The 23,355-nt window shown below is 45.6% G+C and carries 25 protein-coding genes; 12 read left to right on the top strand and 13 right to left on the bottom strand.

Annotation, left to right across the window (positions count from 1 at the left end):
• Window positions 1-128: 128 nt before the first annotated feature.
• Window positions 129-878 (top strand): hypothetical protein, encoded by a 750-nt coding sequence (locus tag NC796_RS10920; protein WP_310684436.1) that lies wholly within the window; start codon window positions 129-131, stop codon window positions 876-878.
• A 211-nt stretch (window positions 879-1,089) separates the two neighbouring features.
• Here NC796_RS10920 and NC796_RS10915 read toward each other — a convergent pair whose 3' ends face one another.
• Complete coding sequence (locus NC796_RS10915) at window positions 1,090-2,250, bottom strand: serine hydrolase domain-containing protein (protein WP_310684435.1); 1,161 nt, start codon at window positions 2,248-2,250, stop codon at window positions 1,090-1,092.
• Window positions 2,251-2,716: 466 nt separating this feature from the next.
• Here NC796_RS10915 and NC796_RS10910 point away from each other — a divergent pair, with 466 nt between their 5' ends.
• Window positions 2,717-3,235: a hypothetical protein gene (locus tag NC796_RS10910; protein ID WP_310684434.1), complete on the top strand. Its 519-nt coding sequence runs from the start codon at window positions 2,717-2,719 to the stop codon at window positions 3,233-3,235.
• 435 nt (window positions 3,236-3,670) lie between these two features.
• Here NC796_RS10910 and NC796_RS10905 read toward each other — a convergent pair whose 3' ends face one another.
• The 4 genes from NC796_RS10905 to NC796_RS10890 form a co-directional block, all read right to left on the bottom strand.
• Window positions 3,671-3,847: a hypothetical protein gene (locus NC796_RS10905; RefSeq protein WP_310684433.1), complete on the bottom strand. Its 177-nt coding sequence runs from the start codon at window positions 3,845-3,847 to the stop codon at window positions 3,671-3,673.
• Window positions 3,848-4,283: 436 nt separating this feature from the next.
• Window positions 4,284-5,288 (bottom strand): cytochrome d ubiquinol oxidase subunit II, encoded by a 1,005-nt coding sequence (locus tag NC796_RS10900; protein WP_310684432.1) that lies wholly within the window; start codon window positions 5,286-5,288, stop codon window positions 4,284-4,286.
• A 9-nt stretch (window positions 5,289-5,297) separates the two neighbouring features.
• Entirely contained in the window at window positions 5,298-5,840 is a 543-nt protein-coding gene (locus tag NC796_RS10895) for a hypothetical protein (protein WP_310684431.1), read from the bottom strand.
• A 58-nt stretch (window positions 5,841-5,898) separates the two neighbouring features.
• The gene (locus NC796_RS10890; protein ID WP_310684430.1) at window positions 5,899-7,221 is read right to left on the bottom strand and encodes a cytochrome ubiquinol oxidase subunit I; all 1,323 of its coding nucleotides are present in this window, start codon (window positions 7,219-7,221) and stop codon (window positions 5,899-5,901) included.
• A gap of 1,454 nt (window positions 7,222-8,675) precedes the next feature.
• Between NC796_RS10890 and NC796_RS10885 the strand changes: the two genes are divergently transcribed.
• From NC796_RS10885 to NC796_RS10865, 5 genes are all read left to right on the top strand, one after another.
• Entirely contained in the window at window positions 8,676-10,100 is a 1,425-nt protein-coding gene (locus NC796_RS10885; RefSeq protein WP_310684429.1) for a circularly permuted type 2 ATP-grasp protein, read from the top strand.
• A 30-nt stretch (window positions 10,101-10,130) separates the two neighbouring features.
• A complete protein-coding gene (locus NC796_RS10880) occupies window positions 10,131-11,111 on the top strand; it encodes an alpha-E domain-containing protein (protein ID WP_310684428.1) in 981 nt (326 codons plus the stop codon).
• Window positions 11,108-11,857 (top strand): hypothetical protein, encoded by a 750-nt coding sequence (locus NC796_RS10875; protein ID WP_310684427.1) that lies wholly within the window; start codon window positions 11,108-11,110, stop codon window positions 11,855-11,857. Before NC796_RS10880 ends, NC796_RS10875 begins: the two co-directional genes overlap by 4 nt.
• Before the next feature lie 3 nt (window positions 11,858-11,860).
• On the top strand, window positions 11,861-12,712 hold the full coding sequence (locus tag NC796_RS10870) for a transglutaminase family protein (RefSeq protein ID WP_310684426.1): 852 nt from the start codon (window positions 11,861-11,863) through the stop codon (window positions 12,710-12,712).
• A 137-nt stretch (window positions 12,713-12,849) separates the two neighbouring features.
• Complete coding sequence (locus NC796_RS10865) at window positions 12,850-13,341, top strand: GNAT family N-acetyltransferase (protein WP_310684425.1); 492 nt, start codon at window positions 12,850-12,852, stop codon at window positions 13,339-13,341.
• 85 nt (window positions 13,342-13,426) lie between these two features.
• Here NC796_RS10865 and NC796_RS10860 read toward each other — a convergent pair whose 3' ends face one another.
• From NC796_RS10860 to NC796_RS10825, 8 genes are all read right to left on the bottom strand, one after another.
• Entirely contained in the window at window positions 13,427-13,852 is a 426-nt protein-coding gene (locus NC796_RS10860; protein WP_310684424.1) for a DoxX family protein, read from the bottom strand.
• Between the two features lie 58 nt (window positions 13,853-13,910).
• Window positions 13,911-16,508 (bottom strand): alpha/beta fold hydrolase, encoded by a 2,598-nt coding sequence (locus tag NC796_RS10855; RefSeq protein WP_310684423.1) that lies wholly within the window; start codon window positions 16,506-16,508, stop codon window positions 13,911-13,913.
• A 19-nt stretch (window positions 16,509-16,527) separates the two neighbouring features.
• Window positions 16,528-17,058, bottom strand: coding sequence for a hypothetical protein (locus NC796_RS10850; protein WP_310684422.1), 531 nt, complete (start codon window positions 17,056-17,058; stop codon window positions 16,528-16,530).
• Window positions 17,051-17,833 (bottom strand): 1-acyl-sn-glycerol-3-phosphate acyltransferase, encoded by a 783-nt coding sequence (locus tag NC796_RS10845; protein ID WP_310684421.1) that lies wholly within the window; start codon window positions 17,831-17,833, stop codon window positions 17,051-17,053. The genes NC796_RS10850 and NC796_RS10845 overlap by 8 nt, the downstream gene beginning before the upstream one ends.
• A gap of 14 nt (window positions 17,834-17,847) precedes the next feature.
• A complete protein-coding gene (locus tag NC796_RS10840; protein WP_310684420.1) occupies window positions 17,848-18,636 on the bottom strand; it encodes a GNAT family N-acyltransferase in 789 nt (262 codons plus the stop codon).
• A gap of 145 nt (window positions 18,637-18,781) precedes the next feature.
• Window positions 18,782-19,111 (bottom strand): hypothetical protein, encoded by a 330-nt coding sequence (locus NC796_RS10835; protein ID WP_310684419.1) that lies wholly within the window; start codon window positions 19,109-19,111, stop codon window positions 18,782-18,784.
• A 4-nt stretch (window positions 19,112-19,115) separates the two neighbouring features.
• A complete protein-coding gene (locus NC796_RS10830; protein WP_310684418.1) occupies window positions 19,116-19,865 on the bottom strand; it encodes a ParA family protein in 750 nt (249 codons plus the stop codon).
• Window positions 19,866-19,988: 123 nt separating this feature from the next.
• Window positions 19,989-20,144 (bottom strand): hypothetical protein, encoded by a 156-nt coding sequence (locus tag NC796_RS10825; protein WP_310684417.1) that lies wholly within the window; start codon window positions 20,142-20,144, stop codon window positions 19,989-19,991.
• A 137-nt stretch (window positions 20,145-20,281) separates the two neighbouring features.
• Between NC796_RS10825 and NC796_RS10820 the strand changes: the two genes are divergently transcribed.
• The 5 genes from NC796_RS10820 (at window position 20,282) to NC796_RS10800 (ending at window position 23,048) form a co-directional block, all read left to right on the top strand.
• Complete coding sequence (locus NC796_RS10820) at window positions 20,282-20,788, top strand: hypothetical protein (RefSeq protein WP_310684416.1); 507 nt, start codon at window positions 20,282-20,284, stop codon at window positions 20,786-20,788.
• Window positions 20,781-21,833, top strand: coding sequence for an alanine racemase (locus NC796_RS10815; RefSeq protein ID WP_310684415.1), 1,053 nt, complete (start codon window positions 20,781-20,783; stop codon window positions 21,831-21,833). Before NC796_RS10820 ends, NC796_RS10815 begins: the two co-directional genes overlap by 8 nt.
• A 163-nt stretch (window positions 21,834-21,996) precedes the next feature.
• Entirely contained in the window at window positions 21,997-22,269 is a 273-nt protein-coding gene (locus NC796_RS26805; protein ID WP_409070368.1) for an SLC13 family permease, read from the top strand.
• On the top strand, window positions 22,241-22,516 hold the full coding sequence (locus NC796_RS10805; RefSeq protein ID WP_310684413.1) for an SLC13 family permease: 276 nt from the start codon (window positions 22,241-22,243) through the stop codon (window positions 22,514-22,516). The genes NC796_RS26805 and NC796_RS10805 overlap by 29 nt, the downstream gene beginning before the upstream one ends.
• A 28-nt stretch (window positions 22,517-22,544) precedes the next feature.
• Window positions 22,545-23,048: an anion permease gene (locus NC796_RS10800; RefSeq protein WP_310684412.1), complete on the top strand. Its 504-nt coding sequence runs from the start codon at window positions 22,545-22,547 to the stop codon at window positions 23,046-23,048.
• The last annotated feature ends 307 nt before the right edge of the window (window positions 23,049-23,355 follow it).

Genomic DNA, 23,355 nt, shown 5'->3' with positions numbered 1-23,355 from the left:
ATCAAGATTTAGTTCTGCACGCTAACAAAGCAAATCAAGCGGACGCGTTTGCGTCTAGTTGTTTAAATTCAAAAAATAGAGCCGCGCCGCTTATTTGCCAGGCCGTTATACCCACTAATTAGAATCCAATGTCACAAAGTAATTTTGCAAAAGGGAGAGAAAGATGGCACATGCAAAGGTTCAAAGAGTGCTATCCTGGAATAGCCAAAATGGAAACCATTTCAAGTGAGAATCCAGATTTTATATTACAAGATAAATCTGGAAGTATTGGGATAGAACATCGAAGAATTGTCAAACCTTCAGACGAAAAAGGATTCAATCTAAAACAAGAAGAACAAGTTCATGAAAAAGCTGTTAATCTTGCTTGTGAAAAATTCTTTAAAAGTACCGAGGAATTTGTCGAAGTAACTATTTCTTTTGCTAGCCGAACTAAAATTAATGCGGAAAATTTAGCTCCTAGAATAGCTGAAATTGTTAAAGATAATATTCCTGAGGAAGGTTCTTTTAAATTATTAAAGAAGTACGATGATAATTTGAATAAGGTATTGCCTGATGAGATAAGTAAAATTCGAATCTTTAAATCGGCAAGCTTGGACGGAAATTACTGGACTTTCGATGGAGGTGGTTTTGAAACAGAGTTAAAACCAGAATTAATTCAAAAAGCAATTGATGATAAGAATCAGAAATTGCCTAACTATAGAGAGATACATCCTGAGTGTAATGAGTACTGGTTGTTACTTGTTATTCATGGATTCCGTCCTTCTTCTTGGTTTGAAATACCAGATTCTTTGGGTTCAACCGGGTTTGAATATGACTTTGATAAAGTATTCTTGTTTGATGTTCAAAAAAGAAACTACTTCGATTTTACAAAGAAATAGTGGGCATAACCTATATATGGCCTCCAAAGTCAACAGGCAATACCTCTTCCCGCAATATTTTTTTTCTCCCTTCCTGAATTCGATCACCTATTCGGTAGGTTACTGCTGCAGGCGGTATTCAAACTATGGGTGGCTTCCGCCAGCTGTCGGCTGCACTAAACATATATAGAGGCTCAACGTCCAAGCCGGTTAAACAGTAGGTCGTCATACCTCATTTCGAAATAAATTCTGAAGAATTTGATTTGAAGTGATTAAAGAAGTCCGGGATCACGGTTAACGGATAGCTTGAGTGGGTATTGATGAGAATGCAGATCCCTACCCCCTCTTCAGGAGCAAAAGCAATCTCGCTGCGATATCCGTTTACATATCCTCCGTGGTACACGATCTTTTGTCCATGATTATCAAGCACTCTCCACCCCATTCCATAATGCGATTCGTTAACTCCATCCCAATGCCGGCTATAGCGTCGATTATGGATGGTAACAAACGGATCATAAATTTCTTCGAGCGTCTTCTCAGAAATAACATCAGGATAGTGCCCTGTTAACAGAAGCAACCATTTCCCCATGTCTGAGGCAGAAGCATTGATCCCACCTGAAGAAACCGCATTATAATATTTCTCGGAAATTGGCATGGGTACACGACCCCGTGAGCGGGAATGATACACATGAGGCAACGCTGTATTCCCGGAATATCGTATGCTGTCATAGCTTGCCGAGGAATGATCCATCGCTAATGGGTCCAACAGCTTTTCTTCCAGAAGTGTGTTAAAGTCAGTGTTGGTTTGGGCTTCCAGCACTTTTTCAATCGTTGAATAGGCCGCATTCTGATAGGCAAGCTGTTCGCCTTCTTTTGAGATCAAAGGAACTTGTTCCAACCGGGGGATGATACGGTCCAAAGAGAGTCCGTTTTCCACCAAATTCGTATACGCATGGCGTGGCAATCCAGACGTGTGAGATAACAGATGCCTGATCTGAACCCGATCGGTTTGCCCCGGGTCATTCGACTTAAATTCTGGCAAATAATGGGATACGGGACCATCCCAACTTACGGCTCCTTCTTCCACCATCAACCCCGTTAGAACCGAAGCAAAGCCTTTCGATACACTTCCCAATCTGAATACGGTATGTTCATCTACTTCTTCGGACGTCCCTCTCTCTTTTACGCCAAATCCTTTTTGTAATACCACACGACCATCCTTTACGATGGCAACCGCCGCCCCGGGTATTTGTTTCTCGTTTAGCCCTACTTCAAAATCCCGTTCAAATTCTTCCAGGTAGATGACCAGGGATTCATCCATCACCCATTCTTTGGGTTCAGGCTCAACAACCTTCGACTCCGGTTTAATGTCGGTAAAAGACAGATAAGACACGAAAATAACAATCAGCAAAAGAAATGTTGAGAACAATCGGATCACAGAATATAGATGTGTGGGATAAAAAAGAAGTTCTTGTTTCTGGTACAAACTATAGCCAAGGATACTAAAAAACTAACTTCAATATAAAATAGCTTTGAGCTAAAATTTTATTCCTGTGAATCTAATCACGCGCAAAAAGTTTGTAACAGTATGATTACTCTTATTTGCGTCCTACATCCAAAAGCTGTGCCTCCCCCTTCCTTGCCAATTTTTAGTTCCTCAATTTCTGTATTACATTTTATTTTCAAATAAACGCTGGACTGCACGCCGCTTATGCGCAAGAATTAAAAACAGGCGAAAAGCTTTAAAGTATCTTGTGGAATTCGCCACTCCAAACGTAACCGCATACGAGCTGCTGGACAAGCCGTTCATGATCTGACAGACACATGGCATCGACTTTCCCGAAACGCATGTCGAACCGGTGAATAGTTGGGCCAAATTCAAATACCATTCAGACAGAGCATTGGGTAGCGAAGCGTTAAGTTTTTACTTTTTATGGGAGAATCCAAGGGACAAGTTTGCCGTCATAAATATTGACGCCTACCTTGTTCTTAACGGTTTTTGCTCGGTCATTGATGGGCAGACGCTTTTAACTGGCTATGACAGTAGCAGTTTAAATCTGCAAGCTCAGTTAAGTATTCGTGAGTGGTGGAATCAGCCCCCCACCTCACCTTTACCCCAGTCCGATCTGCTTCAATCCGTGGTGAGTCTTTCAGCCAAAGGGGGATCGATAAGCGGAGGTGCCATCGACGGCAAGCACATTTTCAGGGGATATGATCTGCGCTATAACCAGTTTCTGGTGCCTCCAAAAGGAGTGGCAGTATTCGAGGTAGCATTGACCTTCTCGTACAAAACAAGCGTGGGAGATGTCCATGTCAACTTCGCTAGTGAAGACTTTGAAGTTCTGTGTCTCGGTGTATTGGTAGCAATCCTGGCGTAATCGTATAGGTAGTACAGCATCGCTGGATAGAATTTAACTTAGCCTGAGTTCTAAATAAGAATCACTCAAAATAATAACTGTCATCGCGAGGAGGATTTGTTGGTGGTCGATTATCTTGTATTTGAAATCAGCTGATTTCACATTTCAATACTTGGAACCGGGATGGGCAGGATTAAAGGATTTTTCGGGGTTCCTTCTCAGGTAAACATTACCATCCTGCAGATCCTCTAATCATGTAAATCCTGGTTCTAATTTTCCCCGATGGTCGCGCCTCCCCCAATGACAGATATCTAACTGACGTTAAATACAGAAACCGGAGAAGTATTTGGTTCGATACTCTTATTACCATTGTGGGGTCCATTTTTTTAACGATAAAAAAATGAACGAAAAAAATCCCCGCCAAATGAAATTTTTGTTGCGTTTCCTTCACCTACGCTAAAACCATTTAAACTCGATCCGCCAGTGGTCGGAGACGCTCCGCTGGAAAGCGCGGATCTCAGACACAAATGGTTTCTTTAACGCTTCGGCTTCGGGCACTTTTCTCAACAAAAATTTCAAAGGGCGGGAATAGAAAACACAAAAACGAATATTAAGCACGGTTTCCTTCTTCATGTCTCCGCCAAGCTTGCCCGGGCAGCTCATACATCCAAGGCCGGAGAAGAGAAGGATAAATTCGGATGCTACTGGCAATTCCCCCCAAGTCCAGAAAATCCTTACAGCCGGTGATTACAACGATCAGTAATGTTCCAAATCTCGTATCGCTTTACAGCAGAGCAGAACAATATCTGGGATTTTTTGGTGACTTTTTTGGTTCGTTTTTTGGTCATTCAAAAAATGAACATCCCCTGGCGAAAAGGACTCCGTGAAAAGGAAGGGTCGAATCACCTTGATTAAATGGAAAGGAAATGGGCACTTTGCTATACACCTTTGCATTCATTCGCATTATACTCTTATAAGTCATTGATACACAATTGGTTAAAGGCCTCGTGAGGATACGCTAATTTATTAAACCCTTACTGAATTTGAAGAATGGCTGTTATTCAACATATCACGCATTCGGAATCTGCTCTTTTTTGAAAACCCTCATTAAGTAAAACAGCAGTGGCAGGATAATCAGTGATCCCACTACCAAGGCGATCACCAGTTGCATCAGGGTCGACTCGGGGGCGGCTGAGTTCTGAAATGTCAGGTCCGGGGCGTTGGCGATAGCTACCACCACAGGGTGCTGCACCTCGAACCACGCCACCAGCACCAGCACCATCTCCGAGCCGGCCAGCAACCGGGAACGCCATGCCCTGTTCTCGGTTAAGCTGCGCCAAAGGAAAGGCAAAATAATGGCGGAGATCAGCACAGACCCTATGGCAAAGGGAGAGTAGATAAAGCGCGAGAGCAAGTAAAGGTCGGACATCTCACCTATCAGAAATACTACGGCGCCCGAGGCTACTGTCGCCACCGTCAGCCATTTTGCTATCCGGGACAGCGCCTGTTTCTCCCGCTTCCCGCGTGCCTCTCCCATCGAATAGACCGCGGCGAGAAAACTAAACAGGAAAAGCGTAAACAGGCCCACACTGAATGAGAAAAGGTTGATCCAGGGTGCCATAAAGCCTTCATAAAAGGTCTCCGGCTGTTGGGTAATTCGTCCCAGTATAGCCGCTCCTACAATGACCCCGAGGAAGAATGTCGCCAGCACACTGGAAAGGCGGAAGACCCAGTTGTACACCTTCAGGCTGGCATCTTTTTTGGCATCGTAGTGGCGGTAGGTAAAAGCAGTACCATGTAGGATAATCCCTACCAGTAGTATAAGAATGGGCACATGCAGGTACTGGCTGACGATGGAATAGATAGAAGGAAATCCCATAAACAGGATAACCACGATGAGTACCAGCCAGACGTGGTTGGCCTCCCAAACCGGGCTGATCGCTTTGTCCACCAGTTGCCAGTTGTGTTTACCCACGAAAAGTTCAAGGATACCCCCTCCAAAATCGGCTCCCCCGAAAAGGCAGTACAACACAAGTGAGAAAGCCAGGAAAAATATGATGATGTCCAACAGCATAAGGACTCGCTAATAGATTTGCTTCAAATTATCTCTTTGATCTGGACCCGGTTGTTTGGAGCTTCGGAAGACGCGGTCGCCCAGCCTCCGCTCTACTCTGTTAACATAGGATCCCTGCCCTCGTTGCCTTGTGAAGCGGCAAATGCGGCCCAGCAGGTATAGCACCAGGAATATCAGCAGCGCAGCAAAGATGGTAGCAAACGGCTGTTGTACCAGGTTTTGGTATATCGCCTGGAAATAGGCTACTCCTTCGTTGAGTTGATCCAGCAGGTTGTTGATCGCCTGTCCCCCGTAGCGCTGGTTAAAGGTCGCCGCAGTCATGGTATTGTAATCTTCGATCACTTGTCCAAGGTAGGCTGCCTGGGCAGGTGCATTGGTCAACTGCTGAATGGCGGGTAGCAGAGAACCAACGGCCGCTCCCAGTTTTTCAAAGAATGATCCCTTGGCAGCCAGTGCAATCGCGGCTGCCACACCGGCCAGGAATTTAAAGCCGTATTCCAATAGAAATAGTAGTGGAGTTGAAACGGCTTTGCCGGTTTTGTTAAGGTCCATGTCCAAATAGTTTATTTCAAAGATTTGTTTGGTGTTGTTTGGATTCTATGAGTACCAGCTACCTTTTGTATGAAACCGATTCATAGGTCTCCTCCAACGTACTAATTTGACGCGCCATGAGCCAGACCAACACGATACTCAGAAACAGGTAGAGGCCGGTGAACAGGTAAAATGGGTATTGCAGTCCCGGCATACTGGTCAGGGCGTCTTCGGTTTTCATGATGCCATAGATAATCCAGGGTTGTCGCCCTACTTCTGTGACGGTCCAGCCGGCCTCAACGGCGATGAACCCGAGGGGCGCCATAATTCCGACCAGCCACAAAAACCAGCGCCGAGTTATCAGGTGCTTCCACTTCCATTCAAACAGCAGGTACATTAGTCCCACCAACGCCATCAACATGCCGCAGCCGACCATCACCTGGAATGCGATATGCGTGATGAGCACCGGCGGCCATTCCTCCTCCGGGAACTCCTCGAGGCCGGTTACCTCGGCATCAAATGAGCCGTGAGCCAGGAAGCTGAGTAGTCCCGGCACCTCTATGCCGTAATTGACTTCACGGTTCTCTACGTCGGGAATGCCACCAATCACAAGCCCTGCCCCCTTCTTGGTCTCAAAATGACTCTCCATCGCTGCAAGCTTGGCGGGCTGGCGGTCGGCCACATCCTTTGCCGAATAGTCACCACTCAGAGGCTGCAGCAGTGCGGCTACCGCACCGATAGCCAGCGCAATCTTCATCGCCTTGCGGTGGAAGTCGGAATTCCTGTGCTTGAGCAATAGCAGTGCATGGAGGCCTGCCACGGCAAACCCGGTCGCCACAAAGGCTGCGATGGTCATATGGAGTGCCTGTGAGAACCAGGCATCATTGAACATAGCGGCTACGGGGTCTATATTGATTGCCTGCCCGTTGACCCAGTCGAAACCAGCCGGACTGTTCATCCAGGCGTTGGCCGCCAGCACAAATATACCGGATGCCACTCCCGATAGTCCAACCACGAGCCCGGAACTCCAGTGCACCCACTTGTTCAGCTTGTCCCATCCATAGAGGAAAAGTCCCAGCGCTATCGCTTCCACAAAAAAGGCCGTGCCCTCCCACGAGAACGGCATGCCAAAGATGGGTCCGGCGTGTTCCATGAAAGTGGGCCAGAGTAATCCCAGTTCAAATGACAGTAGTGTTCCCGAAACGGCTCCTGTGGCAAAAAAGATCGCCACGCCCTTGCTCCAGGCTTTGGCTAGATCCCGGTAGACAACTTTTCCTGTTTTTATCCACTTGTATTCGGCCACGGCCATCAGAAACGGCATCGCCATGCCGATACAGGCAAAAATGATGTGGAAGCCAAGCGATATGGCCATTTGCAAGCGGGCAGAGAGTAGATCTTCCATGAAAAGAACTATGGTTTAAATGGCTCTTTAGAAATGATTTTAGCCATCGGATTCAACTTTTCAAAACATGTCCAAATAATAGCGAACAGATGAAGAGTTAATGAAATACTTTAAGACCTTCGCACAGTTTATTCGAAACTAAATTTAGTTCTTATGAATAGCACAGATATAAACTGAGAACTTAGTCCTTTGTGTTGTATTCATTTTTTTAGTGAAGAAAATCCGCCGGTTGGCGGACTAGCGAACTGTCCACCCAAAAAATCATCGCCGGAGTAAATTGTCGCTGCGTTCACTACGCCTCCACTAAAATCATTGAAACTCGATCCGCTGGACTGCTCGGATCTCAGACACAAATGGTTTCTTAACGCCTCGGCTCCATTCTCTTTACCAGCGAAATTTACATTAGGGCGGAGGGGAGTTAGGAATGAAAATTATGAATTAAGAATTTAGACGAAGATCTGGGATGATGACCTGATCAACAATTCAAAACCTTAACATTTCAACATCCATCACAGATTTCTAGTTGCAATAAAACGTTCAATTTTGGGGTGACATAATGTGAATATACTGGGGTTCCCGAGTCCAGAGAATCCCTGCAGGTAGCATCAGAACAATTTAACCATGAGCCAAAGCAGTATTCCCTTTTATTTGCAGGATAGATCAACATCTGGGATTCTTTGGCGACTTTTTTGGTTCGTTTTTTGGTCGTACAAAAAATGAACACCACTACTGGAGATTAGCTCTAACAAAATAACTGGGAGGCTTCATCGATAGGTGGTATTCATTTTTTTAGTGATAAAAATCCACCGGTGGGTGGACTAGCGAACTGTCCACCTAAAAATTCACCGCTACTACTACGCGCGAGGTTTACACACCGTAGCTTTATGCGAAGGAGTGCTTCGTAGCACAAGCAGGGATTTATTACCCTTTCCAAAGGCTCGTCGGTATAAAAGAACTGCTCAAAACGCTTTAATTGGAACTGATAATAAGCATGATTTCAGTAAGTTAATTTAAGCGATAAATGGTAAGGGCACGATGCATCGTGCCCCAACAAACTGCAAATTGTCAGACTAAACTCCTCCCTCCAATCGCTAAACTCGTTGATATGGAAGTGTTGGACGCAGAGCGGTCAGTCTGGGGTACCGCCGCAGAGCGGACGGTACCAAGTACTGTAAGGTTAGAATCGCTTCAACAATTCAACGACTAAACACTTCAACAACTTAACACTTCAATACTTCAGCACTTCCTCTCCGAGGACAGATTTAATAATACCTTCAACCTTCTACTTCCCCACCTTGGACCTTTAGACCTTGAACCTTCAAGACCCTTTGATCAACAATTCGATTAATTTCAGACGCTTTATTTACTTTTATTAACAAATAATTATATTGAATAATGATTTACCCTTAATATTTAAATCTTGCTTAATTATAAAGCTAAATAATTAACTATAGATGGCGATTCCTTACCAGCCTGAGTATTCTTATGATGAGATGGTTACCGATGACGGCGATTGCAGGAGCCATTATCACAAATTCAGCAAGATGCTCGACAACATCCCGGAGAGCACGCTAAAGGAGTTACAAAGTGCTACAAACCGGGCGCAACTCGCTATGGGTATGACGTTCAATGTGTATCATGACAATGAAGGACAGGAAAAAATTCTTCACCTTGATATCATCCCGCGCATCATCAGTGGCAAGGAATGGGAAAAAGTTGAACGCGGACTAAAGCAACGTATATATGCACTCAACCTCTTTATCCAGGACGTTTATAACGACCGAAAAATCCTTAAGGATGGCGTTCTGCCGGAAGAACTTATCCTCTCCAGCAAAGATTATCTTGAGCCATGTGTGGGGTTAACTCCCCCGCAAAACATATGGTGCCACATTACAGGTACGGACCTGGTCAGGGACAGGGATGGCAAATTTTACGTTCTGGAGGACAATCTGCGCTGCCCATCCGGGGTTTCTTATCTGCTGGAAAGCCGAGAGATTATTAAACGAGCTTTCCCTTCCCTCTTTAACCAGCTAGGGGTTCGGCCTGTTTCCGACTACCCCGTGAAACTGCTGCATGTGCTGCAATATTTGTCAACTAAAGAACGCCCGGTAGTGGGTGTGCTGACTCCGGGAATCTACAATTCGGCGTATTTTGAGCATTCCTACCTGGCCCAGTCCATGGGCGTGGAACTGGTTACCGGAATGGATTTGACGGTTAAAAACAACAAGGTGTATATGACCACCACCCAGGGCCTGCGACAGGTGGATGTCATCTACCGCAGAATTGACGATACATTTCTTGATCCCGAAACATTTAACCCGGAATCGATGCTGGGAGCCTCAGGACTTTTTAGTACCTACAAGGCCGGCAACCTGGGCCTTGCAAACGCACCGGGAACCGGGGTGGCAGACGACAAAGCGGTGTACGCCTATGTTCCGCGCATCATAAAGTACTACCTGGATGAGGAGCCGATTCTTCCCAACGTTCCCACTTATCTCTGTTCTGAAAAGAACGACCGAGAATATGTGCTTGAAAATCTTTCGGAGCTGGTAGTTAAAGAGACCAGTGCAGCCGGTGGCTACGGGATGATGATTGGTCCCAAAGCCGGGAAAGAAGAGCGAGAACAATTTTGCAGGCAGATTAAGGAGAACCCGAGAAAATATATTGCGCAACCTACTCTTTCACTATCCACCGTACCCACGCTGACAGAGGATAGCCTGGAGCCGAGGCATGTAGATCTCCGTCCCTATATTCTGTATGGAGATGGTATTGAAGTACTGCCGGGTGCACTCACCCGGGTAGCGCTCAGGAAAGGATCGCTCGTAGTCAACTCATCGCAGGGAGGCGGCAGTAAAGATACCTGGGTTTTGTATGACTAATTTCACTTCATTATAAAACTATAGCAGAACATGCTAAGCAGAGTTGCGAATTCGGTTTACTGGTTGGGACGTTACCTGGAGCGGTCAGAGAATTATGCACGCTTTATCGATGTGAATTACAGTCTGACACTCGACCTTCCCCCTGACTCCAAGGAGCAGTGGAAGCCGCTCATCACTGCTACCGGGGATATTGCCCCCTATACTGAAAAGTATGACGATTTTGACCGCGATAACGCAATCTATTTCCTGGCATTTGATGAAAACAACTCCAATTCACTGTTCTCTGCAATATCGAAAGCGCGTGAAAATGCGCGCACGGTTCGGGAGAAAATGACCAAGGAGAGCTGGGAAAAACTAAACGAGACCTACCTGTTCGTTAAGGAAGGTGCTCGAAAAGAGGTTTGGAAGAGAGAGGATCCCAGAGATTTTTTCTCTGATGTTAAATATCAAATTCAACTGCTATACGGTATTGAAGACAACAGCGTGGCACGGACGGAAGAGTGGTATTTTCGCCAGCTGGGGCAGTTCCTGGAGCGTGCTGACAAAACATCCCGCATCCTGGATGTTAAATATCATATTCTGCTGCCCTCTCCCGAGGAAGTCGGTTCCACCCTAGACATCCTGCAATGGATGGCCCTGCTGAAATCCGTTTCCGCTTTTAACACATATCGCCGGATTCACGGCAACATTACGCCCGGTGGAGTAGTCGAGTTCCTGGTACTGAACAAGTTTTTTCCGCGTTCCATCTTCTTTTGCCTGTCGGAAGCCGAAAAGTGCCTGTACAAAATATCAGATTCCAGCGGCACAGGATTTAATAATAGTGCAGAAAAAAAGATCGGGTCATTGCGCTCACAGCTTGAGTACCACGATGTGAATGATGTAATAACCTATGGACTACACGAATACCTGGATGAGCTTCAGCTCAAAATAAATGAAATATCCAACGCGATATATGAGAATTTTTTCGAAATTGGTAACAATATTATCAACCAACAAATGGATCAAAGATGACCTACTGCCTTGGAATTAAAACGAGAGAGGGCCTGATAGGCCTGGCCGATACCCGAATCACCTCCGGCTCGGAGACGACTACTTCAAAAAAAGTATTCACCATGCACCGGCCAAACCACTGCTTTTTTATTATGACCTCAGGGCTTCGTTCGGTCCGTGACAAAGCGATCACCTATTTCGAGGAGGTTATTGAAGAGGAAGATGAAAAGTTCGATAAGCTGTACAAGGCAGTAAACAAATTCTCTGAACAAGTGAAGCGGGTTTCACAGGAGGATAAGGCGTCGCTTGAGGAATCAGACATGCGTTTTAACCTCTATGCCATTGTAGGTGGACAGCTCGAAAAAGACGATGAGCCGAAACTATTCCTGCTATATCCCCAGGGAAACTGGATTGAGATTAGCGAGGGAACGCCTTTTACAATTATTGGAAATACCGGCTTTGGACGACCAATTTTACATCGCGCCATCACGTTTGATGAGAGCCTGGAGTTTGCCATGAAAACGGCATTTCTCTCATTCGATGCCACCCGCCTTTCTGCAAATGATGTGGGGTACCCGGTGGACACGGTAGTGCTTAAAAATGACACATTCTATATCATTGAGCACCGATTTGAGCAAAAAGAGCTGGACCATATTGCTGAATTCTGGGATACACGTCTCAGGGAAACGATCAATGAACTCCCAGCCGATGAGCTGAAAAAGGCATTTTACGGCAAGGAGATCACCCCGGTAAAACTTTCGTCATAACGGATGGAACTGGAAATTTATCACAAAACGAATTACACCTATGAACAACCGGTGCATCTTGAGCCGCACTACCTGAATTTTAAACCACTTACCAGGAAATATATTGAGCTCCTGGATTTTGACCTGCAGATTGATCCGACTCCTGCCAACATTTTCGAACTCATCGATGCCGAGGGTAATACTTATCACCAGGTCTGGGCTGACGATAAAGCCACACGGAAGCTTGATATTGAGGCTAAAATAGTAGTCAGGACCACTTCATTTAATCCGTTCGACTTTCTCCTGGATCCGGAAATAAAGCCATCAGATGGTAAATATTATTACTCTCCAAGAAGAAAAGAATTCCTTGAAAGCTTTCTGTCTCACCGGGAGTATCCCTCTATAAAACAATATGTGGATAAGGTGAGGGTACAGAGTGAAGAAACAATGGTGTCTTTCCTGGCTCTGCTGATTCAGAGTGTATACAACGGCTGGGAGCATGTGAAGCGTGAGAATGAGCATCCCCTGGATGCCCGGCAGTGTTTCAAGGAAAAAAAAGGCTCCTGCAAGGACCTGTCATGGATGGTAATCGTGATGCTTCGCGGCATTGGGTTGGCCACTCGCTTTGTCAGTGGGTATGCGTACAATCCCCAGCTTGACTTCGGCCATGAGCTGCACGCCTGGGTTGAGGTGCTGCTCCCGGGGAGCGGCTGGATCGGTCTGGATCCCAGCGCCGGTTTATTTACGAATGACCATTACGTACCTGTTGCCACAAGCTTCGACCCTTCTCTGACTATGCCGGTAGATGGCACCTTTCTTGGAAATGCCTCCTCCAGCCTGGAAGCTTCCGTTGATATCACGGTTATAAAAAAATAAGTGTAGAACATTGGGTACCAATGCAAACCTTCCTGACAGCGCTATCGCCTTAGCTGACTATTCCTACAAAGTTTGCAGTTCTCCAAGCATCTCATAAATTAGCGGGTAGGTTTCTTCTTAATTCAACCACTATTGAGATGATACGTCCTGCTACGAAAGATGATTTGTCCGCTATCGACTACATTTACAACCAGGCGATCTATGCCGGCTTTTGCACGGCTCATCTTCACCCGGTGGATGAACAGGAACGCAGGGCCTGGTTTAAGGATCACAGTGAGCACAAATATCCCATTTATGTGTATGAGAATGATGGCGAGGTTTTGGGTTGGGCTGCCCTATCTCCATATCGAAAAGGACGTGAAGCTCTTCGGGAGACGGCGGAACTCAGTTATTATGTTGACTTCAAACATCACGGCCAAGATATCGGGACCCAGCTGGTTCAACACTGCCTGGATGAATGTTCAAAGCTGAATAAACGGGTACTCATCGCGATCATTATCGATGGAAATGATGCCAGTATAGGACTGTTGGAAAAGTTTGGATTTAGTGAATGGGGATATCTGCCGGAGACGATTAAGTATGAAGGCGAAGTGCGAGGGCAGCGTTATATGGGAAAGGTTGTGGAGTGATAAGTTAGCGGGTTTCGAGTTTGCGGGTTTCGGGTTGATGAGTTCCGGGTGGGCGTGTTGCGGGTTTGCGGGTTATGGGTTGGTATCAGTAAGAATTTAGATTTAGCAGGTCCTTTACTCCTTTGATTGCTTCTTTTCTTCTCAGGATCAGAATTGCCAGGCAGCAAACAAAGACGGTGAGTGCTAAATAAAAGAGCGTGCCTCCATCGCCCTGCACCTCAATGCCCAGCGTTGTCAGATGGAAGAATATAGCTCCGGAAATGGTTCCAAGTCCAAGTGCGGCTCCCAGCCAGGCTCGTCGGGGCCAGAGTAAAAATACACTTGCCATCAGTTCCACTATTCCAGATCCGATTCTACCATATGGCTCCATACCTACTGTTTCAAAGATATACACTGACTCAGGAGCTGCCGTAAATTTAAAGAATAAGGTCTGCAGAAAAATTCCCGCTGCTGTCAGTTGTAGCATCCAGAGGAACACTCTTTTGGTAGTAGAATATTTGTTCGGTTCCATGATGAATTATTCTTGTTTTCGGTCTATTTCTCAACAGACGCCTGACGCCTGTTGTTCCTTACTTGTTCCTATAATTTATAACGCTTTGGATTAAGCTGTATAATGAACTTGTTTTATGACCTCTTTGGCGATTCATCTCTCCTATTTCAAATGCTAATTTCCACTGTTGCATCAATTTCTTCTGGGCTTGAATAAAGCTGTACTTCTGATCGTAAATAATTGTTGTCTCTGAAGTTACACCGTTTACTTCAAGCACTTTTATATTTCTTCCATCTTTAAGATCTTGTTCTGAAGGCACCCGGAGATCTAACCGACCGAAATAGAACCCTTCAAAATGAGATGCAATTTCGTCTATGGCTTCAACCAATTTTTCCGTGGTTAGATGGGTTGCATCGTAGAACTGTGCCCCCCGGGCATGGGTCCCCAATGTAACCAGTCTAATCTCTTCCCCCTCTTCGGGGACCTCAAAGAGGTGATCCTGATGTTCTTTGAAGTGAATTTTTGCCAATGCCACAGCACGGTCGTCCTGTAAAATCAGTTCTTCCAGCGTGTGTTTGCCATCCCCTACCAATGTTGGCAAACGCTTTTGGGTTATTGACAATATTTGTCCCTGCTCCTGGTCAGGATAGCGATAGTAGAAGATGCCGAATTCCTCTCCCTCCACATACTCCTGCAGGATCATATCATGATCAATTTCTTCAAGCGCGTTCTTAAGCGCGTCCTCACTTCCCGGAAACGCTACCCCTGTTCCCCGTTGGCCGGCATCCGGCTTTAGAGTTACAGGGTAATCAAGAGACTTATTCTGAATAAACTCTCTGGCCCGAATAAATTTTTCCCAGTCGTTTAAGGAGGCTGGAATCTTATCGTATTGCGGAATACCCTGGCAGGAATTTAGACTTTTGAAAATCTCTGTTTTTGACTCGTTTATAAATCCACCATGTGGAATCCCGGGATTTACGGCTGTAAAACTGGTAAGTCTGCCAAATTTAAGCCACAGGTAGAAGATATATGCCACTACAGGCGTGTAGATAATAAAAGGCGACCAGTACTCCCACCGGGTGAGTCTGCGCCAGCGAGACAGCACCATGCGCCTTCCACGCCAGGTAACAGCCGGCAGGATGAACTTGACGAACAGGAATAACAGGAGGATAATAAACGGTATCACCCAAAGGGCGTATGCCTGGTATACCTGGAAGTAGCGCAACAGCTCGGTTCCCACCAGCATGGCCAGCCCCACAAGCAAGGGTGTCCAGACGATTCCTGCCAGCAAGAAGTAGGAGGCAAAGATATACATCGGCATACCGATCATTCCTGCGCTGAAGTAGGTTGGAAAACGACTGCCCGGCACAAAACGACTACCGATGATGATCATCGGACCACGAACCTTGAACCAGTCAGAGCTTTGTTCCAGGTCCTGTTCAGAGACAAACCACTTGATCGGGGCCCGGCGTACGGCCGGTTTACCAATCCAGCGTCCCATAAGGAAAATGGCGAAATCACCAATAATAATGCCGATAAAACAGGCCAGCGTGGCAGGGAAAAAACCGATGATCCCCCGTGCTGCCAGCAGGCCTGCCCCAATACACGTTAAATCCTCACTGACGAATGTAGAAAAGACGATGATTAACATCATAATATAGAGCGTAAGTCCCTCCGCCTTGGCAAAATCAACTTCTTTAAATGGTTTTTCCGCCTCTGTAATACGCTCTTTCGGGGCCTCATCGTAGGTCAGGGCCTCTCCCGATTCAACACGCTGGATAAATTGGTTAATATCTGACGTGAGTTCTTCAGCGTGCGACTTCACGATAGCATGTCCCCCCTCATACAAAATAAGTTTGCTCTGCGGAACGAGTCGATGGTGCTCTTTGGCTGCAGCCAAGGGTACCAATCCATCCTCCCGGCCGTGCTGGATTAGCATCGGCTTTTTGTACTGCTTGAGATAATCTCGGAGTGGGCGCTGATCGGAGTCATAAAAGCTGCGGGCATAGGGCACATTTAGCGGAAAATCGTGCAGTAGACCAAAATGAGGGACCGCTTCGTGCAGCAGCCACATCAAAAAGAGTTGTCCGCCATGAACGGTATGGTTCAGATGATAACTGCCCAGCAGCTCCAGTTCCTGCACCCCCAAACCCGAAAGCATGTCAATGGAGGCTATCTTTTGAGGAAACCTGTGGACCATTTGCAGTGCCACCCCAGATCCCAGGCTATATCCCACCACGTGAACCTGGTCAACAGACAGGCTGTCCAGCATCTGGTTCATATACAAAGAAAATGCCTGCATTGAATAATCCGGGATCTCGCGGTCTGAGGCATCATATCCCGGCAGGTCTGGAGCGATCACCCGGTTCTGTTTGGAAAGTTCATCGATTAATTCCGGCAAAAACGGCACGCCTACGGGACTCCCGTGAAGTAGCAATATAACGGGGGGATGTTCTTCACGACCACGGTATTCATTGCGATAGGCAATCTGTGTTGTTCTGTCGGGAAGCACCGAATCTGCGCGTACCTGTTGCACGGTCACAGTCTCTTGGTTGGACTCCGGGTCATGGGAATCGGGTTGAAAGTACCTGACCAGGTGGGACAACGCGAGCAGCCCTACATACAATAATACAACTAATCGCCACCCGTGGAACCAAGAAATTTGTCTATCAGTCATCAATAACTGGTATGAATGCTCAACCGGTTGCTTTATTACTCACCTGTTTTTGGTAGCGCAGGGTCGATGGGGCCACACCAAATTCTTCATCCGGTTTGTACCCCTGGATCCGCAAAATAATGGCGATCAGCGAATAGTGATGCACCGTATGACTTACCAGGAACTGCAATTCCCGTTGTACAGAGGAAACGCTCCAGGAATTGGGATCTCCTTCATTGTTTTTAACTTTCAGGCGTTTATCCAAAAATCTTTGGTCAGCGGCGTGCTTTTTCAGCTTCTCGATTATCTGTTTGGCTTTGGTAACGGCATGCAGGCGGTTATTCTCAATCCGTTCATCCCTTGCACGTGAGTCATAATCGAGCCGACCATTGGCATTTCCCAACAGGCTGAGATAGTGCTCCAAAATGTGTCGCATGTGTTTACCGACAGCACTTTTGTGGTGTGGAGATTCTTCATTCAGATAAAGGGTATCATCAATATCGCTCAATAGTTTAATACCCTGTCGAAGGAAATGAATATTTAATGCTACAAGTGAATCTCTTTCAACCATAAATATCGTAATTTTCTTTTACTATAGGTGTAAATTGCTGTTGAACCCGCTCGTGTAAACTTTTTGCAAGTTGTTTTCGGTCCTTGTCCTGTATTTTATCTTCCCCAAACCGAACTGTTGCCTGAATTGAGGACAGCTTGAGCATATTAAAAAAGTGAGATACAAAAGTCATGTCTCCCCACCAGCAGACCCATTCATGTGCAGGTTTGTCCGGGTCGGTTGTGCAATATGTTATAGAAGAATAAGATACAGGAAAATTACGAGAAGCGGCATATTCCAGCAGTGATGAATTGAACTTTTTGATCTGATCTCCTTTCGTCGTAGTTCCTTCGGGAAAAATTACGATGCCCTGGTGGCTATTGATGTTTTTTTCGATAAGCCGGTTGACCCGCGGGATGTCTCTTTTCGTTTCACGGTCGATAAAAATGATATTGATTCCTGCTGCCATTCGCCCCAGTACTGGCCAGGATTTTACATCACTTTTGGCTACAAATACGCAATCCATAGCCACAAAAAAAGGCAAGATGTCGACATAGCTAAGGTGGTTGCTAACCAACAGGAACGGCGGATCAGGTGGGGTACCTTCGATCTTTGTATCAAGCTGGATGATTGCTCCACAGGCTTTGGCCCAACGCCGAACCATCTTGGTTCTCCACGTAGTTGGATTAGCATTGACCAAAAAAAGGAGGCTTCTCCCCAAAAGATAAATCGAATATAAACCAACTGTTACAACAATAAATCCCGCAGAACGGATTGCAGCCCTTACATTTGACATCTAATCTCAGTTTGTTACTTGAAAAACAACGCCCTGGTACGTTCATCCAGCGTTTCGATATCAAGTATAACAAGATAATCAATAGTTTTGAATTCTCTGTCAATAGCCGGCGGACTACATACCTTGGCACCGAGATCCATATACAGACGGAACAGCTGGGGTAGTTTCACCTTTTTCCAGCCCCTGGGCTCCACATCCACAGGGCCACATTGGTATTCAGGCTTGGTTTCCGCACGGAGCTCTGGATGCACATGATTGTTTCTTCTCAGAAACTCCATCACCTGCCATGCTATGGTCTCATCCTGGCTGGTAAGGGAGCAACAACCAAAAAGATACCGGCTGTTGGTATGCATCAAATATTTTGCCAGCCCTCTCCACAACAGGTACAACACCCGGCCGTTTCGGTGATCTTTTTGTATGCAGGCACGCCCCACTTCAACAGAGTCTTTCAGGATATGCTGCGGTAAATCCGAAAGGCGATACTCCTCTTGAGTATAAAATCCTTTTTCAGTTTGAGCTACATTGTAGGTTTGCATCCGGTAAGTACCGATAATATTCTCACTGCTCTTTTCAATGACCATCAGGTGGTGACATTGATCATCGTATGGGTCTACATCGCGCTGTAGTTCAAATGACGATTCGAGTCCCTCTCCCAGCTCCAGGTTAAACACTTCAAATCTGAGTCGTTGTGCGGCCGCAAGGTCTTTCTCCGTCTGGGCAAAACGCACCACATACCTGTTATTGCTAACAAGATTATGTGGCAATCCCTGAATCACATCAATCGTTTTTAGAAGCTCTGGCATAATGTCCCCCCCGGTTTTGATCAACCTCTGGTTTGCATTGCAAATATGCCAAACTCAGATCAAAAGAATATCAAGAGAGTATTACCAGATAGTAAATAAAGCAGAAGTGAAGAAAAGAGCAATAGAAAGAACCTGGAAGAACCCCTCATTTTTCCTGAAAATCAATCCATGCCCTTATCGCTTTACTCACAACAGTGGAATAGTAGCTGCCTTTTTCATCAGCCATTTTTTTCAATTTTGAGACCAGGTTTACATCCAGGTAATAACTAACCACCTTCTTTTCGACCGACTGATCCTCTTCCCTCTCCTCTCCCGATTTTGATGAGGTTACCGATTTCATGTTGCCATTCGAGACCTCTTCTTCAACAACCTCATTGTTGTCCTTGGCTACACCAATATCGCGGATGAAGGAGTAATTGGTGGGATTTACGTTGTATCCGATGGGTGTACTTCCCAAACTTTTCTTCTTATCCATGGGATCAGGACCCATTTTTTATCTCTTTTGCCAGCGACATGTAGTCCTTTGCCCCATGACTTTCCGGTGCATACTCAAAAATCGTCTTATGGTGACTGGGAGCTTCAGCCAGTGAAATATTATCCCGAATTATGGTATCAAACACCTTGGGGCCGAAATAATCCTTGATATGGCCAACCACTTCATTATTCAGGTTTTTCCGTCCATCGAAAAGCGTGCAGATGATCCCCGATATCTCTATCTCCGAATTAAGACGCTGCTGCACTACCTTAATGACATCCATAAGCTTGGAGAGTCCGTGCAATGCCAAATATTCCGACTGCAATACGATAAAAATCTCGTTGACGGCGGTCAGTGCATTCAGCGTAAGCAGACCCAGGTTGGGCGGGCAGTCGATCAAAACATAATCGTACTCCTCCAAACTGCTCAGGCTGTGTTTTAGCAACGTTTCCCGTGCAGGTTCATTGGCAAATTCCATTTCTGCTCCGGACAGATCAATTGATGAGGGCAAAATATCGAACCCATTATGATTGATTAGTGCTTCTTCGAGTGGAGTGGTTCCCTTTAATACATCGTATATCGTCTTTTCGATGCGTTGAGAATTCATGCGGAGTGAATACGTGAGGTTAGCCTGTGGATCAAGATCGACTAGTAATACTTTTTTTCCCTGCAGGCACAATCCCGCGCCAACGTTAATTGTCGATGTTGTTTTGCCCACCCCACCCTTTTGGTTGGTAAAAGCGATAGATCTCATAGCCTTCTGTAAATTATTTTATTTGTACCGTTGTGTATTAATGACAGAGTCTTTCTGTAATTAATAGAGTGCCCAGAAGGCAGTATGTTACAAATTTCTAATAATTGTAAAGTATCTTAATCATTAGTTAAGTAGGTTGGGGAAAAATAGTCCGATTAGCCAAGTAACCAGGTAATAAACTGCAATTCCCCCGATTGTTAAACCGAGCACAACAACTGCTATAGCTGTGCCCTCCGACATCTCTTTCTTGGGCTGTTTACCTTTTTTCTTCTTAGCCATATATCCCTCGCTCATTTGTTTATAAATAAGCTAATATTTACCGGGGCTTCTTCCAATTCCGGTAATGATTTTATCCCCATTACTTCTTTACTTACGTTGCATTTTATAAAAAATCTGGATCAATATTAATGTAATCCATGGTTATTGAAGAAAAATATTCCCGGTATTGGGTTCATATTACCTCTGTGCTCTTGGTTGGCGCCCTCCTCTTTTTTGTTGGCTACACATCCATTGAGGATATCCTCTGGAAAGGAATTCTGCGGCTCATCGCATTTGGATTTCTTGCAGGATCTGTTTTTAGCGGACTTAAAGTGATGCAGGGCAAGCATACCGTCGAAGTTGATATTGAGGACGATAACCTCATTCTTACTTATCGCAAGAAGGATCGGGAGGTCAGCCGAGATACATTTGCCCTTGACAGCATCGGCAACCTGTACTATGAATCTCACAATGGATTTTGGGGAATGGCCTTTTTTAAAGACTTTAATATCAAATTTGTACCCACCGATTCTGACCGTCCGCTAACCCTTGTTGAGGTTCACGGCAAAGCCCTGGCCCTTTCGAAAGAGAATGCCCGGAAATTGATGGCCTTTATATCAGACCATGCCCCGAATGCTAAAATTTCAAGCACAAGTGATGATTAGCAATCCAACGTTACTTCTGGATGAAAAGCGGTGTAAAGCCAATATAAGTCGAATAGCCCAAAAATCGGCGACTCATAACCTAACATTTAAACCCCACTTCAAGACCCATCAGTCCATTCTTGTCGGTAACTGGTTCCGAGAGTTTGGAGTGAAGGCCATAACGGTTTCCTCTGTACAAATGGCCCACAAATTCGCCGATGACGGCTGGGATGATATCACTATTGCGTTTCCTGTGAATATACGTGCCATAAACGAGATAAATGAGCTGACCAAAAAGGTGGATTCTCTCAGTCTGTTTGTACTCGACTCCAATACCGTGGCCTTCCTGGATCAACATCTTTCAACCCCTGTTCAGATTTATATCGAAATCGACACTGGTGCTTCGCGCTCCGGCCTTGTGCCAGGTGATAGTAACACAATTGCATCCATTGCAGGACAAATCGATAGCTCGGACAAGCTTACATTCAAGGGATTTTACTCCCATCCCGGCCACTCATACAGAGCCCGATCCAGGCAGGAAATTCTCCAGGTGCACCACTCCGTACTTTCCGATATGAAGAGTCTCAAAAAACATTTCCCTGATGTAGTCTGCTGTGTCGGAGACACCCCCTGTGCGAGCTTAGCAGAAGATTTCGAGGCCATTGATGAAATCAGTCCCGGCAACTTTGTGTTTTACGACCTCATGCAGGTACAGATCGGCGCTTGTTCATTAGAGGATATTGCAGTGGCATTAGATGTCCCTGTTGTTGCGAAATATCCAGCCCGGAGAGAATTGATAATCCACGGTGGAGCGGTTCATCTTTCTAAAGAACAAATTGAATGGAACGGCCAACAAATTTTCGGGTTGCCGGTCCCTTTAACAGAAACCTCATGGTCCGAACCATATGAAAACACGTACGTTAAGTCGCTATCTCAAGAGCATGGAGTCATTCGGGGCGATACAGATCTGATTGACTCGATAGAAATTGGTGATCTCATCGGAATTTTACCAGTTCATTCCTGTCTGACTGCCAACCTGATGCAAACATATTCCATTCTTTCATGAAACGCTATTCCCGAAATCAAATTATATTTGACTTCACGATTTCCGGGATTTAGTAATCACTGTTAACCTACAATTTATCAATGTATTTGCACTACTGGTAATTGCTCTTTTCCTTTTCAGTTCAGAATTCGTTTCGTTCGACATTGCGGCGATTATTATTATTATGAGTCTCCTGCTCATAACCGGCATCCTGACCCCGGCTGAAGGCTTGGCGGGATTCAGCAATCCTGCTACAATCACCGTTGCGGCTATGTTCATACTGAGTGAAGGCCTCCGGAGAACAGGAATTCTCAATCACGTCGGTTATTTCTTCACCAAACAGATGGAGAAAAACTTTTGGCTTGGCTTCCTCGGGATGCTGCTGTTTATCAGCATCTCCTCTTCCTTTAATCAACAATACTGCCGTCGTGGTTATCTTCATCCCGGTACTTATTGATATCGCTTCAAAAATAGATGTCAGTCCCTCAAAGCTGATTATGCCCCTTTCCTTTGCCGGTATTTTTGGGGGAATATGTACCCTGATCGGCACTTCAACCAATATCCTGGTCAGTTCCATAGCCCAGGATCGCGGGTTGGAAGCAATGAGTATGTTTGAATTCACTCCCGGAGGCATACTATTCTTGTCAGCGGGATTCATCTACCTGTTTACCATGGGAATAAAAATGATCCCGAACCGGCGTTAAGAATGAGGAGTTAACCTCGGATTACAAAATGCAGGCCTACCTAACCGATGTGATTATTGAATCGAAATCCGATCTGGTGGGTACAGTATTAAATGAGGAAGAGCTTACCTCACATCTTGACCTGGATGTCTTGCGTATATTCAAACCCAACAGGGACTCTTCCGCTAAGCGATCGGATGTTAAGCTCGAGGTGGGAGATATTCTAAGAATTCGCGGGAGTGCCGATGAGATAAACAAGCTGTTGCAACGAGAGGATATCTCATTGAGACCACCGAAAAAGTGGATTGATGTGGATCTTGAACAGAGCCGTGATGCCGCTGAGAGCATGGGAATTAGTACCCAGCCCCTCCTTTTTGCTGTTACCTACGCTGCTTCGCTTAGCTTCGTCACACCGTTCGGGTATCAGACCAACACACTCATTTATGGTGCCGACAATTATAAGTTTACCGACTTTACCAAAATTGGACTACCCCTGAACATTTTATTCTGGATTATAGCAACTGTTGTTATACCCTACATTTGGCCTTTCTAAAATAACCTGAGTTCTACATGAAAACCGTCGTTTCGAGAGATTCGACCATCGGGATCCCGACAGTGGTCTGGAAACGATCTCCTAATAGGATGAACAAAAACGGGAAGGGAGATCTCCACGTCGACCTCAAGTTGGAGCCTACTACTATCAAAGACGTTTCCTCGCGATGACAGCTATAATTTTTGTGATCCTTATATCGAACTGACGTTAAAATACGAGCCGTTTCAGGGTATTGAATTTATCTTAGGCATCGGGGCAAATTTGGCACTATGTAGAAATTCGCAAAGAAAAGATATGATATGCAATG

The sequence above is a fragment of the Aliifodinibius sp. S!AR15-10 genome (assembly GCF_031569985.1).
GTDB lineage: Bacteria > Bacteroidota > Rhodothermia > Balneolales > Balneolaceae > JAMQKA01.
The sequence above is the reverse complement of the archived record's forward strand: the minus strand, read 5'-3'. Positions and strand labels throughout refer to the sequence as shown.

Coding starts and splice junctions, on each gene's coding strand:
- NC796_RS10885 (WP_310684429.1), top strand. CDS start 8,676: ATGGCGATTCCTTACCAGCCTGAGTATTCTTATGATGAGATGGTTACC.
- NC796_RS10800 (WP_310684412.1), top strand. CDS start 22,545: ATGCAGGCCTACCTAACCGATGTGATTATTGAATCGAAATCCGATCTG.
- NC796_RS10895 (WP_310684431.1), bottom strand. CDS start 5,840: ATGGACCTTAACAAAACCGGCAAAGCCGTTTCAACTCCACTACTATTT.
- NC796_RS10875 (WP_310684427.1), top strand. CDS start 11,108: ATGACCTACTGCCTTGGAATTAAAACGAGAGAGGGCCTGATAGGCCTG.
- NC796_RS10880 (WP_310684428.1), top strand. CDS start 10,131: ATGCTAAGCAGAGTTGCGAATTCGGTTTACTGGTTGGGACGTTACCTG.
- NC796_RS10900 (WP_310684432.1), bottom strand. CDS start 5,288: ATGCTGTTGGACATCATCATATTTTTCCTGGCTTTCTCACTTGTGTTG.
- NC796_RS10825 (WP_310684417.1), bottom strand. CDS start 20,144: ATGGCTAAGAAGAAAAAAGGTAAACAGCCCAAGAAAGAGATGTCGGAG.
- NC796_RS10840 (WP_310684420.1), bottom strand. CDS start 18,636: ATGCCAGAGCTTCTAAAAACGATTGATGTGATTCAGGGATTGCCACAT.
- NC796_RS10870 (WP_310684426.1), top strand. CDS start 11,861: ATGGAACTGGAAATTTATCACAAAACGAATTACACCTATGAACAACCG.
- NC796_RS10920 (WP_310684436.1), top strand. CDS start 129: ATGTCACAAAGTAATTTTGCAAAAGGGAGAGAAAGATGGCACATGCAA.
- NC796_RS10905 (WP_310684433.1), bottom strand. CDS start 3,847: ATGAAGAAGGAAACCGTGCTTAATATTCGTTTTTGTGTTTTCTATTCC.
- NC796_RS10865 (WP_310684425.1), top strand. CDS start 12,850: ATGATACGTCCTGCTACGAAAGATGATTTGTCCGCTATCGACTACATT.
- NC796_RS26805 (WP_409070368.1), top strand. CDS start 21,997: ATGAGTCTCCTGCTCATAACCGGCATCCTGACCCCGGCTGAAGGCTTG.
- NC796_RS10830 (WP_310684418.1), bottom strand. CDS start 19,865: ATGAGATCTATCGCTTTTACCAACCAAAAGGGTGGGGTGGGCAAAACA.
- NC796_RS10835 (WP_310684419.1), bottom strand. CDS start 19,111: ATGGATAAGAAGAAAAGTTTGGGAAGTACACCCATCGGATACAACGTA.
- NC796_RS10855 (WP_310684423.1), bottom strand. CDS start 16,508: ATGACTGATAGACAAATTTCTTGGTTCCACGGGTGGCGATTAGTTGTA.
- NC796_RS10815 (WP_310684415.1), top strand. CDS start 20,781: ATGATTAGCAATCCAACGTTACTTCTGGATGAAAAGCGGTGTAAAGCC.
- NC796_RS10860 (WP_310684424.1), bottom strand. CDS start 13,852: ATGGAACCGAACAAATATTCTACTACCAAAAGAGTGTTCCTCTGGATG.
- NC796_RS10890 (WP_310684430.1), bottom strand. CDS start 7,221: ATGGAAGATCTACTCTCTGCCCGCTTGCAAATGGCCATATCGCTTGGC.
- NC796_RS10850 (WP_310684422.1), bottom strand. CDS start 17,058: ATGGTTGAAAGAGATTCACTTGTAGCATTAAATATTCATTTCCTTCGA.
- NC796_RS10845 (WP_310684421.1), bottom strand. CDS start 17,833: ATGTCAAATGTAAGGGCTGCAATCCGTTCTGCGGGATTTATTGTTGTA.
- NC796_RS10820 (WP_310684416.1), top strand. CDS start 20,282: ATGGTTATTGAAGAAAAATATTCCCGGTATTGGGTTCATATTACCTCT.